This window comes from Clostridium sp. UBA4548 (assembly GCF_002387895.1).
GTDB lineage: Bacteria > Bacillota > Clostridia > Clostridiales > Clostridiaceae > Clostridium_J.
Genome location: NZ_DGLI01000009.1, coordinates 120,172 through 134,689, shown reverse-complemented (window position 1 = coordinate 134,689; position 14,518 = coordinate 120,172). Strand labels below are relative to the sequence as shown.

General features: G+C 30.4%; 16 protein-coding genes. 1 reads left to right on the top strand and 15 read right to left on the bottom strand.

The window, feature by feature from the left end; all coding sequences use genetic code 11:
* Positions 1–28: 28 nt before the first annotated feature.
* The 8 genes from B3040_RS03650 to B3040_RS03615 all read right to left on the bottom strand — a co-directional run bounded on the left by B3040_RS03650 (position 29) and on the right by B3040_RS03615 (position 5,996).
* On the bottom strand, positions 29–448 hold the full coding sequence (locus tag B3040_RS03650; RefSeq protein ID WP_291570300.1) for a DUF6608 family protein: 420 nt from the start codon (positions 446–448) through the stop codon (positions 29–31).
* 498 nt (positions 449–946) lie between these two features.
* A complete protein-coding gene (locus B3040_RS03645; RefSeq protein WP_291570298.1) occupies positions 947–1,570 on the bottom strand; it encodes a GyrI-like domain-containing protein in 624 nt (207 codons plus the stop codon).
* Between the two features lie 335 nt (positions 1,571–1,905).
* Positions 1,906–2,307 carry a hypothetical protein gene (locus B3040_RS03640; protein WP_291570296.1) on the bottom strand — a complete coding sequence of 134 codons (402 nt, stop codon included), beginning with the start codon at positions 2,305–2,307 and terminating at the stop codon, positions 1,906–1,908.
* A 392-nt stretch (positions 2,308–2,699) separates the two neighbouring features.
* Entirely contained in the window at positions 2,700–3,761 is a 1,062-nt protein-coding gene (recA, locus tag B3040_RS03635) for a recombinase RecA (RefSeq protein ID WP_291570293.1), read from the bottom strand.
* 135 nt (positions 3,762–3,896) lie between these two features.
* Entirely contained in the window at positions 3,897–4,394 is a 498-nt protein-coding gene (locus B3040_RS03630) for a CarD family transcriptional regulator (protein WP_291570290.1), read from the bottom strand.
* Between the two features lie 68 nt (positions 4,395–4,462).
* The gene (locus B3040_RS03625) at positions 4,463–4,795 is read right to left on the bottom strand and encodes a hypothetical protein (RefSeq protein ID WP_291570287.1); all 333 of its coding nucleotides are present in this window, start codon (positions 4,793–4,795) and stop codon (positions 4,463–4,465) included.
* Between the two features lie 464 nt (positions 4,796–5,259).
* Positions 5,260–5,646, bottom strand: a complete 387-nt coding sequence (locus B3040_RS03620) for a hypothetical protein (protein ID WP_291570284.1) — start codon at positions 5,644–5,646, stop codon at positions 5,260–5,262.
* A 14-nt stretch (positions 5,647–5,660) separates the two neighbouring features.
* Entirely contained in the window at positions 5,661–5,996 is a 336-nt protein-coding gene (locus tag B3040_RS03615; protein ID WP_291570282.1) for a winged helix-turn-helix transcriptional regulator, read from the bottom strand.
* Positions 5,997–6,123: 127 nt separating this feature from the next.
* On the opposite strand from B3040_RS03615, the gene B3040_RS03610 reads away from it, so the two are divergent.
* A complete protein-coding gene (locus tag B3040_RS03610) occupies positions 6,124–6,525 on the top strand; it encodes a pyridoxamine 5'-phosphate oxidase family protein (RefSeq protein WP_291570279.1) in 402 nt (133 codons plus the stop codon).
* 131 nt (positions 6,526–6,656) lie between these two features.
* Here B3040_RS03610 and B3040_RS03605 read toward each other — a convergent pair whose 3' ends face one another.
* The 7 genes from B3040_RS03605 to B3040_RS03575 all read right to left on the bottom strand — a co-directional run bounded on the left by B3040_RS03605 (position 6,657) and on the right by B3040_RS03575 (position 14,464).
* Entirely contained in the window at positions 6,657–7,256 is a 600-nt protein-coding gene (locus B3040_RS03605) for a nitroreductase family protein (protein WP_291570277.1), read from the bottom strand.
* Between the two features lie 80 nt (positions 7,257–7,336).
* Entirely contained in the window at positions 7,337–8,044 is a 708-nt protein-coding gene (locus B3040_RS03600; protein WP_291570273.1) for a pirin family protein, read from the bottom strand.
* Between the two features lie 88 nt (positions 8,045–8,132).
* Positions 8,133–8,579: a MarR family winged helix-turn-helix transcriptional regulator gene (locus tag B3040_RS03595; RefSeq protein WP_291570359.1), complete on the bottom strand. Its 447-nt coding sequence runs from the start codon at positions 8,577–8,579 to the stop codon at positions 8,133–8,135.
* A 108-nt stretch (positions 8,580–8,687) separates the two neighbouring features.
* Positions 8,688–8,951, bottom strand: coding sequence for a TfoX/Sxy family protein (locus B3040_RS03590; protein ID WP_291570269.1), 264 nt, complete (start codon positions 8,949–8,951; stop codon positions 8,688–8,690).
* 201 nt (positions 8,952–9,152) lie between these two features.
* A complete protein-coding gene (locus B3040_RS03585) occupies positions 9,153–10,949 on the bottom strand; it encodes a sensor domain-containing protein (protein ID WP_291570267.1) in 1,797 nt (598 codons plus the stop codon).
* 594 nt (positions 10,950–11,543) lie between these two features.
* Positions 11,544–13,595, bottom strand: a complete 2,052-nt coding sequence (locus B3040_RS03580; protein ID WP_291570264.1) for a methyl-accepting chemotaxis protein — start codon at positions 13,593–13,595, stop codon at positions 11,544–11,546.
* Positions 13,596–14,011: 416 nt separating this feature from the next.
* Positions 14,012–14,464, bottom strand: a complete 453-nt coding sequence (locus tag B3040_RS03575; protein WP_291570261.1) for a cupin domain-containing protein — start codon at positions 14,462–14,464, stop codon at positions 14,012–14,014.
* Positions 14,465–14,518: the final 54 nt, after the last annotated feature.

Below are 14,518 nucleotides of genomic sequence, written 5' to 3'. Positions count from 1 at the left end.
AACACTTATTTATGTCCAATGCTATCACTTATGCTTTAAAATCTTCTACACCTTTTCTCTTTTTCTTCTTCCACTTATCTTTTATAGTTAAAATAAGTGCCACACAAATAGAAATTGCAGTAAAGTTAAAAAACACATCTCTATATGCATTTCGACTTAATGGTTCAATGAATGCAGTTAACCATACATAAAAAAACACAACTCCCATTGAAATTGCATAAGGCAGAAGAAAGGATAGGATAGCACTTTTAACTTTAATTTTCTCAAATAACTTTACTGTTAAAACAGCAATAAAGGTTACAACAGCCCTATTTAAAATATGGAAATTAGTATCTGCAACTTGTCCCTGAAATAACTGTTCAGAGCTACTTAAAATAGTTATAATTGTGTAAATAACACTAAAAAAAATGAATCCACCCTTTAATTCTTTAATAATTTTACTCTTCAATCTTTTTCCCCCTTAATATTCCATAACACCCCTGTTTAGCTACAATAATATTGTTAAATATTAATTTATAATAAAAATATGGTATATATACCATATATACCATATTATCTCACAAAATTATAAATATTGGAATAATTTCAATTTACATGTATAATAAAAACATAGAATATTAAACTAATCTCGGTGTTAGAAGGTGAACTTATTGGAACAGTCCTTAAATATATTAGCGGCATCATTTATGGCTCTGTTAATTATGGGTTTCTTTGATAAAAAGAAAAAGAATAAGAGGAAATAAAATCTTTGTACTTTTCTTACTTCAGGATAAAAAAGTAAACTGGACAAGTAAAATTGTTTGCCCAGTTTCATATTATATTAATTATCAACCTTGGCTTAAAAGAGAAACTTTTAATAATATGGGAAAATAGTCACTATAGCATTATCTATTTTTACATTCACTGCTACAGTAAAGTTTAAAATAGCAGGGTCATGTATATCTCATTATTTATGGCAAACCTGATATCTTAGAACCGTCTTTAGTTTACTTTTTTCAGTCCTCCTTGAATCTGAAATGTAAATTTCCCTATGTTTTAAAGTTACAATTTCAAGATTATTTTCCTTAATGAAGTTTTTCATTTGCTGAAAACTTTGTGGTTCCTCATCATAAGAACCTACATGCATCATTTGAACAGCTAAACCATCTTCCATGGCTTCAAAAGTTACTTCATCTAATAATGGATTGCTTCCTTTTTTTCTAACAATTTCAAAGGCTTTATTAACAACTTCTTCAGTTACAAAGTCAGGTTGCCTAATCATAATAGTATAAAGTAGCTCATCCTTTTTTAATATTGCAGATTGTCTACCTTCTTCAGTTAAATCCCATACCCCTTCAAGTGGATAGACTGTATATTCAAAATAACCCTCAGGAGTATATCCTTTTCTTGGCATCATTCTAACCGCATAGGCTAAAGAGTATAGTATGCCTATTTTTTCAGAAAATTCTTCACTATTTGGATTTCCCTTTCCACTAATCATAAAAAATTTCTGTTTTGGTACTATTACTAACTCGGGTTTCTTTTTCGGTAAGTATAAATTTTTTTCTTGATTTTTCCATTCAAATTTCATAATGATCCTACTTTCTATTAAGTTTATATGTAAAATATATCACACCTACTATGACAACAGGTTGTCATAGATTAATAAAAAACAGGTGATACATTAATATCACCTGTGACCTGCAATTTAACAACACTTTTCTAATAAACATTCTATAATATCTTTAACTTCTTCAATCCTATAGCTTTTTCATGCGAAAATACCCTACAATCCATTTTTGAATAATAGGGTAATTAAATAAACTATTAGTTTTTTATTTCTGTAACTTAATGTGCTTGCTAAAAGATGAAATTGAGTTTTATGATTATATTATTAAGCAGGAAGAGTTTGAAGTTAAAGCAAAGTTATGAAGAAATGACTAAGTTATCATGTGTTAATTCATGTAAAGATTTAATATAATACTCCATAATTCTATGAATTTCCTTGTCCACATATGCTATATCCACGAAATTGGCGTGCTTTTTAAATAACCCTAGTGTATATGTTAATGGTATTGCATTCAACAAGGATCCTTCCTCATAATCAACTAACTTGTTATCTTTTAATACTTGAAAGCGAAGATATGATACATACTCATCACCAAAATGATTATGTTCTTTTCGACTATAGATGTCAACTTTTAAGTTGTAACCACATTCATTAATTTGATTTATATATGGTTTACCAATTTCTTTAGCAAGTGATACTACATTTTCTTCAAAAATCTTAATTGTTCCTTCATCAAACCACTGAATACCTTTAACCATCTTTTTCTCCCCCAAATAAATATTACCCCTATATTTTCCATTTAATTACATTTAAATTATATCATAGATTATTTAATTTTTGTACATACTTTTTACATGACTTGGAATAAATTGTGAAACAATAATTTCTATTAAATTTAATAATTTCTTAAAACTTAATTTTACTAGGAATATTTTAATAAAAAAGCGATGTAATTATTTTACATCGCTAAAAAACTATTATACTATATTTTTATTTCATTACTCTAAAGGGTCTATTTAAGGCACTTTACAATTAGCTCTTCCAGCTCTCCATCCCTATTATTAAGGGCTAGCTGTCTAGATTTATTATTATCAAAAATATAATAGGAAAGTTCTCAAACACATATCACTTATATTTTTCCTTAATATCCTTATTGATTTTCTTCATTAGGCTTCGTATTAGCTTCTACTGTCTCTTCCCTTATAACTATTTTTGATAGTGGCAATTTATACTTTTCCATAATTAAATTTTCTATTTCATTAGCGATTTTAGGATTTTCTTTTAAATAAACCTTTGAATTTTCCCTTCCTTGACCTAACCTTATATCTCCATAGGCAAACCAGGAGCCGCTTTTTTGAACTATTTCTTCATTAACTGCTAAATCTATTAAACTTCCTTCTTTTGATATTCCTTCATTGTACATGATGTCAAATTCAGCTACTTTAAAAGGTGGAGCCACCTTATTTTTTATTACTTTTATTCTTGTTCTATTTCCAAGGGTATCTTCACCAACTTTAATAGTATCAAATTTTCTAATATCCAGCCTTACAGATGAATAAAACTTGAGTGCACGCCCTCCAGCAGTTGTTTCGGGGTTACCAAACATTATTCCTATTTTTTCTCTTAATTGGTTTATAAAAATTACTACACATTTAGATTTATTGATGGCCGCTGTAAGTTTTCTTAAAGCTTGAGACATTAATCTAGCTTGTAATCCAATATGAGAATCTCCCATTTCACCTTCTATTTCTGCTTTAGGAACAAGAGCTGCTACAGAGTCAACAACAATTACATCTACAGCATTTGATCTTACAAGGGCTTCCGCAATCTCTAAGGCTTGCTCCCCTGTATCAGGCTGACTCACAATAAGTTCTTCAATATCTACTCCAACCTTTCTTGCATAGGATGGATCTAAAGCATGCTCAGCATCAATAAAGGCTGCTGCTCCCCCCCGTTTTTGAGCTTCTGCCACTATATGTAGTGTAACAGTGGTCTTACCAGAGGATTCTGGTCCATATATTTCTATTATTCTCCCCTTAGGAACTCCACCAACACCTAATGCTATATCTAAACCCAAGGATCCAGTTGGTATTACCTCAATATCCATTTCTGTATTTGATCCAAGCTTCATAATGGAACCTTTTCCAAATTGTTTTTCTATTTGATTCATTGCTGCTTCTAGTGCTGCAATTTTTTCATTGTTAATATTCATTTATAATCAACGCCCTTCATTAAATAATGAGCAAGCTTCTTTGCTCAATGACTTTTGACGGATATTTCTCAAATCATAGGAATATGAGGTTTCACCTTTCAAACTCTGTTTAACCTTTTATAGTATGATTTGTCACTAATTTACTGCCATGATGCTCATGACTTTTTCATATACTTCCTCATGAGTAGTATTTAGAGACACTGCTAATTCTGCAAACAAAATATGCTGAACAAAATCTAAAAGCCTTCTGTCCTGCTCGTATAATTTCTTTCCCTTAGCCTCAGTTTTAAGTTTTTTACGAATTAAGGTATTCACCACTTTTGAAATTTCCTTACGGTTACCCGACTTTACAATTTCAGAATAAATTTGGTCTCGTTGATTTGATAATTCCACCCAATTTATTCCCGGTTCCCTAAATGATTCTAAAATTTCTTCTGCCTCTTTTGGGTCCATAAGATTTAACATTGTTACCTTATCATTGTCCACAGGAGTGCTTATTATAAGTTCACAATTTTCAAGTGGGTGTAATACATAATACTTTCTTGTAACTCCTAAGTAAGCATTTTCACAAATATCATCTATATGGCAAATACCGTGTCCTGCATAAATTATAAAATCTCCTACATTAAACATTTAGATCTCTCCTTTCCTCTTCTAAACTTTAGTATTGAGGCTGTGCTTTTAAAAGTAATAAGCGAACATTAATCTACTTCATATTTCTTTTTCACTGTTTTCTTTACAGTCTTCTTTTTAGGTTCTAACTTTTTCATTTTTTCTCTTAATTCATCAGCTTTACGTTGTTTTTCTTGTAATTCATACTCTATTTGCTGTTGTTTTCTATGCAATTCCTCCAATATATCACTTTCTACAGTAGTATCCATTGCTTTTAAAAAGGTTTCAAAAGCTTCCGGATATAAAAACATTTTTGTTCCAACTTCCTCCTGAAACTCTACATATATTTTGTTACCCTTTAATTCTGTAATAACACCTAACCCAAAAGCATTGTGTTTTACTTTTTCCTTTAATAAATTCATTTTATATACCTCCTGAAGTTTAACTTGGATTTAGTATAAATATTAATAACTTAGCACTTTTCAAGTACAATGCTCGTGAAAAGTGCTACAGCAATATTCGTAAACGTTTACACATTACCCTACACACACAATATATAACACCTTTATTTAGTTTAGCATTTTTTTCTCTGCAGTTTTAAATCCTTAAATTTTATTTATAAGTTTAAAAACTCTCCATTTTGTTCCAAGGCATTGAATTACCATAATACTTTTTCGCAATATGTGTTTTAATTGATGTGTATAAAGTCCATAGACCTTGATATGCACTTTCTAATGAATCAAAAATAGCAGAAGCACTTATCTAAGTCTAACACAAAAAAATTAGTGAATGTAAGTAAAAACTTTTTAAACAAATAAAGTTTCTTCAAAAACACAAAAAAACGCTTAGGCTAGAAATCCTTACCTACAGCGTAATTCTTATATTTTTATACTTTTTTAGCAATACTATAGTGTTTTGGCATCATAGATTTTAACTGTTTATCTATGACTTCTAAATAAGGGTGCCAATCTTTAACTTGATCTAGAGTTTTAGCTAAAAGAACTAAAAGGTTCTTTGCCCAAAATACCGATTGATTTCTTTTGTTCACATTGTCTTTCATTATTCTTAACCAGTTATCAATGCTTATAGCTGCTTCAATGTAAAGCAGCTCCTCATTATTAGGATTTTTTTCTTTTACTCTATTTAAATCCATAACAAAATTAGTAATTATCTCATGAATAATTTCTGCAACATGCACTGAATATTGACTTCCATCCCCCTGGGCTAAAGCACTTTTTTCTGCTATAGGTTTAAAATCCATATCCCACTCCATGGAGTAACCTCCCTTTATTTATATTTAAGATACTTTATATACTTATCTCCCCAAACTCTAACCTGCTCTAATACTGGTTGAAATTCTTTCCCTAATTCTGTAAGTGAATACTCAACTTTAGGTGGAATTTCTGGATAAACATAGCGATTAACCAGTCCAAATTCTTCTAACATTCTCAATTGCTTAGTTAAAGTAGCCTGTGTAATCCCCTCCATTGTTCTTTGTAGCTCCCCAAACCGTAATGTTCCTTTATTTAAATTATACATAATTAAAATTGACCATTTTCCTGAAAGCAATTTTTGCGCTGTAAAATATGGGCACTTTCCAAAAAGACTATTAATATTTTCCATTATATCTCCTTATAGTATCCTATTTGATACTTATCTCACTAAAAGATTGTACTTGTGATTTAAGTTGTACATGATATTATTATTGCATAATCAATTTTAACATATAGTTAGGAGAGGAACAATAATAATGAAAAAGGCTTTAGAATTCTTACAAGAAAGTAGAACTTTTTATTTAGCTACTACTGAAGGAGATCAACCAAGAGTCAGACCATTTGGTGCTGTTTTTGAATATGAGAATAAACTATACATTCTTACTAACAATACAAAAGAATGCTTTAAACAAATGCTAGAAAATCCAAAAGTAGAAATCTCTGCAATGAATAAGAATGGACAATGGATTCGTGTTACTGGTGAAGTGGCAAATGATGATAGGCGTGAAGTAAAAGAATTCTCACTTGAAGCTCATCCATCTTTGAAAACCCTTTATAGTATAGATGATGGAATTATTTCAGTTTTATACTTTACTAATGGTACAGCTACTATTTCTTCTTTCACAACTGCACCAGAAACCTTTCCATTATATGCATAAAAATTAATCTACCCAACAAGGAAAATTTAATATTATCCTTGTTGGGTAGATTTTTAGAGAAATTTATTTTCTGTCATTTGAAACACTAAGTTACAAGTTATTAAGATTATTTTAGGTAGTTATAATCCCTACTATTTAAATATCTTAACACGCTGCTCTATTGGTTGGTACTGCTTTTCACCTGGCTCTGCTGTTGGTTTTCCAAAAGGCATTTGTGCGATAAGCTTCCAGTTACTTTGTATATTCCACTGATTCTTCACCTGTTCTTCAATAACCTCATTATAGTGTTGTAAGGATACTCCAAAGCCTTCCATTTCTAGAGCTGTCCATATGATATATTGATTCATACCATTAGATTGTTGAGCCCAAATAGGGAAATTATCTTTGTAAAGTGGAAATTTCTCTTGAAGCCCTTCAGTTACACTACTATCTTCAAAGAATAGTACTGTTCCATATCCATTACGGAAGGAATGAATTTTTTCCTCAGTTTGAGAAAATTTATCCTCTGGAACTAATTTTCTTAACGCCTCTTTTATCATATCCCATAGCTTATCATGATGTTCTTCAAGTAGTAGAACTACCCTTGTACTTTGAGAGTTAAAGGCTGATGGAGCATGCTTTACAGAATGGTTAATGATTTCTTCAATCCTCTCATTAGAAACCACTGGTTCTTTGCTTATTCCATAGAATGTACGTCTGTCTGCCACTGCAGAATAAAAATCTTTTTTCATATTATCTCTCCTCTATTTTAAATATTTATTTTATAAAATTATATTATTGGTATTTATAGCCTTTTGCATATACTTATTATCTAGTTACCTTCACTTTTTTCCATTTCAATTATTAACAAATGAGATAGGGATTTTGCCTTAAGCCTTATATTCTCTTCTACAATTTCCATTGCATCTCTTTGATTTAAATCTATACCATTTATACTTGATATCCCTTCTATTTGCACCAAATATGCCTGCCTACCTTCTTTTACTTCATACTCTATTTTATTGCCTTCTTCCAATTCTAAAGCTAATAGGTTAATATCTTGATTAATTCTAATTGGTGCATCCCCTTCCTTATTGGAAACCATATGAAGCCACCTGTTTTTTCTTTCCTCCCAAGGGAATCTATATTCTCCATAATTAGGTTCATACCCTGCCTTATCAGGAAGTATCCAAATTTGAAGAAGTCTTGTTACTTCTTCACCTAAGTTATGCTCACTGTGATAAACTCCTGTTCCTGCACTCATATATTGAACCTGACCACGACTTAGAGTACTTTTATTCCCCATACTATCTCCATGGGTTAACTGGCCCTTTACCACATAAGATATAATTTCCATGTCCTTATGAGGATGTGTATCAAAACCTGTATGGGGGTTAATTAAATCGTCATTAATAACTCTGAGCACTCCAAAGTTCATATTCTTTGGATTATAGTACTCTGCAAAGGAAAAGTGAAATTTACTCTTTAACCAACCAAGATCACTTGAACCCATATTTTTGCTTTCAATTTTCTTTAACATAATAATCCCTCCTATATTTAAACTACTTTTGTCTTTTTAATATTATTACTAATTAGTAATAATATTTTAAAAAATATGGTGTATTCGTCTATACACCGGATAATTTCTTTAATAAGCCTATTAAGCTTTGCTTTTCTTCAATAGTTAATGAACTAAAAATTTCATTGATATTTTCTATGTGTTTTGGAAAGATTTCATCAATAATATCTTTTCCCTTTTTTGTGATACTTATAAAATTAATTCGTTTATCTTCAGGATCTTTATATCTTGTAACTAAGCCATCTTTAACTAAATTCTCAATAACCACCGTCATGTTACCACCTGTGGAAAGAGTCTTATCTATTATTTCTGCAACTTTTAAATCGCCTTTATGATATAATACTTCAAGTACTGAAAACTGTGAAACAGTTAATCCTCCTTCTTTAATGGTCTTATATTCTCGTTTATGCACATTATTTGTAGTTCTGCTTAATGCAATTAATGTTTTTAAATTTAAATCGCTTAATTTTCCATAAGTTATATTTTTATTATCCATACTCATAATATATTACTAATTAGTAATATTGTCAAGAACTCTTATATAATTTCTTTTTCTATAATTAAAATCCTGTGTATAAAATCCTATATCTAAAGTTATAAAAGTTTAATCTTCCATATTAACTTCATGGAAAAAGTCTTTTAACTGACTTTTTACTTCACCTGAAAGACTATGCCACCTAATTCCTTGTATTGCTCCTTCAAGAGCATACAATCTATTTATGCAAGCCGAACTATCTATAGTTCTAATATCTAACCAGGCCTGTTTGCTTCCTACTTGTTTTAGTTGATCTACAGTATGAATTCCCACTTCTTTAAGTTGTGCCTCTAACTTATCTCCTATATTAGGTAACTTACTAATTTCTCCCATGATTTCTCCTCCCCTTAACTCCTAAAAACTTATTAGCTTTTAAAATATAATTACACTATTTATAAGCCTCCAATGATTTTTAGTGATAAGTGTGTCGTTTTTAAATTTTATTATTCTAAAGCTTAATTAAATTATTAAATAATGAACAAGTTCATTTTGTTAACAACTTTGGAAGCAGATTTAGACTGCTACCATGACAACTTATCTAGACTGAGCAACTGCCACTTTAGAAGATGGCAGACTTGAAGCTTCCAAAATGTTGTTAAACTCTTTTTCTGGTAATGGCTTGCTAATTAAATATCCTTGAAACATATGACACTCATGTTTTTTTAAATAGTCTACTTGATATTTTTCCTCAACACCTTCTGCAATCACCTCTAGGCCCAATTGCTTTGCCATAAGAATAATAACATTTGTCATGTTTTTTGTGTCCTCTTCAGATTCAATATCTTTAATAAAGGATCTATCAACTTTTACTATATTAATAGGTAACATTTTAAGATAGGTAAGGGAAGAATATCCACAACCAAAATCGTCTAAGGCTATTCTTATATTATTATCTCTTAGTTCCTTTAACTTATGAATTGCCGAGTCCAAGGATTCAATCAACACTGATTCAGTGATTTCAAGTACAAGATTTTCTGGTCTTACTTCTAGGGTTTTTATAGTATCCATAACATAATCCGTAAACCCTTTTTGCAATAACTGATAAGGAGAAATATTAACTGAAACATAGAAGTTAGTGTTTCCCCTACACTGTATTTTTCTAGCATACTTACAGGCACTTTTTAATACCCATTTTCCTATTTCTATTATTGTCCCATTTTCTTCAGCTATGGGTATAAACTTTCCTGGAGAAACCACTCCTTTTTCTGGATGGTTCCATCTAATTAAAGCTTCAAAGCCCTTTACTTCTTGGTTTTTTACATTTACTATAGGTTGATAGTAAAGTTCAAACTCTTTCTCTTCTATAGCTCTATGCAAATCTCTTTGGATTTCAGCCTTTTCTATAGCAGCTTCCCCCATTTTAACATGATAAAAAGAGCTAACACCCTTTCCTAATTCCTTAGATTTATACATGGCTGTATCCGCATTTTTAAGTAACTCATCAAAGGTATCTCCATCTTCAGGATAAATTACTATTCCTCCACTGTGAGTAACGTGAAACATATGCCCACTAACAAGATAAGGTATCCCTAAAATTTTATTTAACTGATCTGAATACTGTTTTACCTGTTCTCTACTTTCAATGCCTTCTATTAAAATAATAAACTCATCTCCACCTAATCTAAAGGACATAATTTTATCATTATTCATCTCTTCTAATCTTTTTCCTACTTCAACTAATAGTCCATCTCCCACTGGGTGTCCATAGGAATCATTAACAAACTTAAAGTTATCTAAATCCATAAACACCATTGCAAAATTGCTTTTATTCTCCTTAGCCCTTTGTATTCTTTCTGTTATTACTCTAGTGAACATAGCTCTATTTGGAAGCTTTGTTACAGAATCATAATAAGCTAAATCATGTATTTTTTTCTGTTGTTCTTTTAGTTTTGTAATATCAGTAAAAGAACCAAAGGTAGCTATTGCTTCTCCCTTTTCATTAAACTCACATTTTGTATTAGAACATATCCACTTGTAAATTCCATTCTTACTCTTTACCCTATACTCAAAAACTTTAACTTGAACTTTTCCTTCTACTTGTTGCCTAATTCCTTCTTTTACTGTTGCTAAATCCTCTGGATGAACAATGTCAAACCATCTTTGAAAGTCCTCTAACTCTTTTTCAGTATATCCAAGAATCTCATATAACTTTCCTGAAAAGTGTCTCTTTTTATTAAGAAGATCTCCTTCCCAAATAATATCTTTAGTGGATTCAGCAAGTATTTTATATCGCTCTTCGCTTCTTTTTAATTCCTCTTGTTTTTTAATTAATTCTTTTATAGTTTCTTCTAAATTTTTATCTTTGTTGCCCACTATTCTACTGGTGACCATTTTCTCTATCCCCTTATGAAATCTATTGCTACATTTATATAATCTTCCTTTTATAAAGGAAGTCTTAATTTTTTTATTATATAGAATGTAATAAATATACTGCAAAAATATATCTAATTCAATTTTGCATTCTCTTTTATATAAGTTGTCTAAAATTATCTTTCGGTATAAAAGTAATATTGCAACTTATATATACTAAATGTCAAAGAAACTCTTTTGCTTAATGTCCTAGAATGAAAATGCATATCAATCTCAAAGCTTGCCTTCTCATGAGAATTTTTAAGAATAAAGGATAAGAGTTTGGACATTCCAGGATTTAAATAAAATAATAATCTATATACACTAATACCTTATAATTATATACTATTTTAATTATTTGCAAAATAAAAATCCTACTTTGTTATTTAGTAATTTTGCTAAGAAATTATCCCGTAATTATAGCTTTTTTAATTACAAGCCACAGAATTAAAATGGGTTTTTATATAAAAAGAGCCTTACATCTCCTAAAATCCCCTAGACACAGGTTCCATTTTATTCATGTAGGACTCTTTTTATAATTGAAACTTATAATATATATATAGATTTTATTTAATATTATATCTTGAACTGATTAATCATTTCATTTAATTTCTGAGCAAGATTTGCTTGATTTTCTGCTGCTTTAGAAATTTGCTCCATACCATGGGCAGTTTCAGTGATGCTACTTAAAATATCACTAGTGTTTTCTGAAGCTACTTGAGTGGTCTGTGCCATACTTTCAATTGCCTCACCAATTTGATTCACTGTTGCAGTTATTTCCTCAGACATTGCTGCAATGTTTTCTGACATATTGCTAACAAATTCCGCATCCTCATTATATCTTTGCCCTACTTGTACTAAAAGTTCATAATCCTTTATCACGTTTTCATCAATAAACTTTAAAACTCCAGAAGAGTTTTCAGATAAGTTATTAAAGGCAACTTGAACTTTTTCAATGGTACTTTTTATGTTAACTACAGCGCTTGCCGATTGTTCTGCTAGTTTTCTTACTTCCTCTGCTACCACTGCAAAACCTTTACCACTTTCACCAGCTCTAGCTGCTTCTATAGCTGCGTTTAATGCAAGTAAATTTGTCTGCTTAGAAATGTTAGCAATGGTTTCTGCCATTTCTACTATTTCACTGACTACTTTTACTTCCTCAATAGCTTTAACTATACCTTTTTCCTTGTCCTTATAAATAGCTTGAGTTTTGCCACTAGACTCCTGTGCTTTTATACTAACCTTAGTAGCTCTATTACTAATTTCATTAGCTTCTAAACTTCCATCAGAAGCTTTAGTTGAAAGTACTTGAATACTTGAATTCACTTCTTCCACGGAAGCTGTTATTTCTTCTGCTGCAGCACTGGCTTCTTGAGAACTATTTAAAATCTCATTTGTTGAGTTGTTGATAGAATTAATTCTTCCCGTCATTTCGTCCACAGTAGCAGATAGTTCTTCACTGGTTGCACTCATATCTTGAGAGTTCTCTGAGATTAACTTTATCATGTTCTTTAGGTTATCACTCATTTTATTTAAGTTTCCTGCCATTTGTCCTAGCTCATCTTGAGATTTTATAATTAAGTTTTCTGTTAAGTCTCCTTCTGCTATGGTCATGGCAAATTTATTTACCTTGCTAATATTTTTTGTCAAATAATTAGTGAATAATAACACTACAACTACAGCTAAGATAATTGTGCCAATCGCTAATACTAAAAGCTTGGATAATAGTGCTGTTACTGGAGCATATAATTCACTTTCTGGAATAGTAATTCCTATGATCCAACCAACTTCTGGTATATCCACATAGTACACATTATTTTTACCATTATCATCAGTAAAACCATATTCCCCTTTTTTCTTTTCTAACATTTCTTTACCTAGGCTTACTAAACTTTCATTTTCTTCTTCTGTAATCTTCTTTGTCATGTTTTTCTTTTCATCTTTATCTGCTATATAAAGCCCTGTATTATCTATTAAAAAGGCTCTTCCACTATTTCCAACCTTAATATTTTTTATCATATCTTGAATAGTTGAAAGGCTTATATCTGAAGTAACTACACCTAGAAATTCATTATTGGTATTATACATGGGACTTGTTGTTGTTATCATGCTTATATTAGTAACTTGGTCTACATATGCATTAGACCATTCAATTTGATTTTTACTACCTACCCCAATTTTATACCAAGGCTCTTCGAAATAATTATGTTTTCCTGTGCTATACTCATCAGTGTACTTTACACTACCATTGTCCTTATAAGCATAAAATCCTTTAAACTTAGTATTTGTAACAAATTTATAAGGTTCAAACCAAATTCCCGCTCCTAAGGTTTCATCATTTGTAGCTGGTACTTTAATAAGTATATCTTCATAATTTTTCTCTGATAAAGCGCCCTGAGAGGCCTCTACCACTTCTGCAAGCACCTCAGCAATTTGCCCATGTCTAAATAAGTTTTTCCTTATATCTTCAATGTTTGTACTAAGCTGATTAACCATTTTCCCCTTAATCTCTTCATTAATAATTGCCTTTGAGCTTAAGTAGCTTATGCTTGTTAAAGTTATCAATGCAACTAAGATTACTGGAAGTATAAAGGCCAAAGTTTTCATTTTAATACTTTTTAATTTCATATTCTTCTCCCCCTATTAATTTAATTAAGTAAACTGGACTGAATAAAATTAAGTCTTACTTCCTGGTGCTTTCAGTAAATTTTCAGGGTTATAAGTACATATTTAATTTTTTTACTATAACTTTTTATAAAGTTATAGGTAAACCTTAAAACCCTATATTTTTATAATCGTGTTTGATTTGTTAGAATTTAGTATCAATAATAATTTTTATTAACTAATAGTAATTTCCTTATTTTGCATTAATATGTATATTTATTATTGTATTGTAAATTAAACCCCACTTAAGTTGGAAGAATTTGGTTTAACTTTAGAATATCTTAAACATTAAAAAGGGGTAAGATTTGCTCCTACCCCTAATGTAAAGGCTACACTAAAATTTCATAGCTGTTTACTTTACTTGACTTAAGTTTTTAATATTACTCTAACTCAGCCCAGTTTGCAGGGTAAGTTACATACATGAATTTAGCATAGTTTGGAACAGTGAAGTTTATTGATGAGTTTTTAGGAATAAGTATTATATCCCCTTTGTTACCAACAACTTTTCTTCCATCTATATCTATTTCTAAAGTTCCCTCTATAATGTAGTCTACTTCATCATATTTTAAAGTCCATGCAAAGCTTGTTTCTTCCATTTCCATTATTCCACAACCTAGTCTTGGACTTTCTTCAAGGGTTAATACGTCCTTTAATAGAACCTTGTCCCCTTCTTTTCCTGTATCAAACTTTTCAGGTTTTACTGTGCTTGTTTTAATAGACATAATCCCACTTGGGTCAACTTGCTTTTCAAACTCTGGAGTAGTTTGTCCTAATTTTTCATTTATTATTTTTCGTATAATTTCTTCTATTAATTGCTCATTTATATTTTCCATTGTGCCATCTCCTAAATTAAGATTATTTGAACTAACTTATATTTAAATTTAGTT

What these genes read in the sequence shown, in the direction of transcription:
- B3040_RS03645 (WP_291570298.1), bottom strand. Translation starts at nt 1,570, where the DNA reads ATGAAATTTGAATGGAAAAATCAAGAAAAAAATTTATACTTACCGAAA.
- B3040_RS03640 (WP_291570296.1), bottom strand. Translation starts at nt 2,307, where the DNA reads ATGGTTAAAGGTATTCAGTGGTTTGATGAAGGAACAATTAAGATTTTT.
- recA (WP_291570293.1), bottom strand. Translation starts at nt 3,761, where the DNA reads ATGAATATTAACAATGAAAAAATTGCAGCACTAGAAGCAGCAATGAAT.
- B3040_RS03630 (WP_291570290.1), bottom strand. Translation starts at nt 4,394, where the DNA reads ATGTTTAATGTAGGAGATTTTATAATTTATGCAGGACACGGTATTTGC.
- B3040_RS03625 (WP_291570287.1), bottom strand. Translation starts at nt 4,795, where the DNA reads ATGAATTTATTAAAGGAAAAAGTAAAACACAATGCTTTTGGGTTAGGT.
- B3040_RS03620 (WP_291570284.1), bottom strand. Translation starts at nt 5,646, where the DNA reads ATGGAGTGGGATATGGATTTTAAACCTATAGCAGAAAAAAGTGCTTTA.
- B3040_RS03615 (WP_291570282.1), bottom strand. Translation starts at nt 5,996, where the DNA reads ATGGAAAATATTAATAGTCTTTTTGGAAAGTGCCCATATTTTACAGCG.
- B3040_RS03610 (WP_291570279.1), top strand. Translation starts at nt 6,124, where the DNA reads ATGAAAAAGGCTTTAGAATTCTTACAAGAAAGTAGAACTTTTTATTTA.
- B3040_RS03605 (WP_291570277.1), bottom strand. Translation starts at nt 7,256, where the DNA reads ATGAAAAAAGATTTTTATTCTGCAGTGGCAGACAGACGTACATTCTAT.
- B3040_RS03600 (WP_291570273.1), bottom strand. Translation starts at nt 8,044, where the DNA reads ATGTTAAAGAAAATTGAAAGCAAAAATATGGGTTCAAGTGATCTTGGT.
- B3040_RS03595 (WP_291570359.1), bottom strand. Translation starts at nt 8,579, where the DNA reads ATGGATAATAAAAATATAACTTATGGAAAATTAAGCGATTTAAATTTA.
- B3040_RS03590 (WP_291570269.1), bottom strand. Translation starts at nt 8,951, where the DNA reads ATGGGAGAAATTAGTAAGTTACCTAATATAGGAGATAAGTTAGAGGCA.
- B3040_RS03585 (WP_291570267.1), bottom strand. Translation starts at nt 10,949, where the DNA reads ATGGTCACCAGTAGAATAGTGGGCAACAAAGATAAAAATTTAGAAGAA.
- B3040_RS03580 (WP_291570264.1), bottom strand. Translation starts at nt 13,595, where the DNA reads ATGAAATTAAAAAGTATTAAAATGAAAACTTTGGCCTTTATACTTCCA.
- B3040_RS03575 (WP_291570261.1), bottom strand. Translation starts at nt 14,464, where the DNA reads ATGGAAAATATAAATGAGCAATTAATAGAAGAAATTATACGAAAAATA.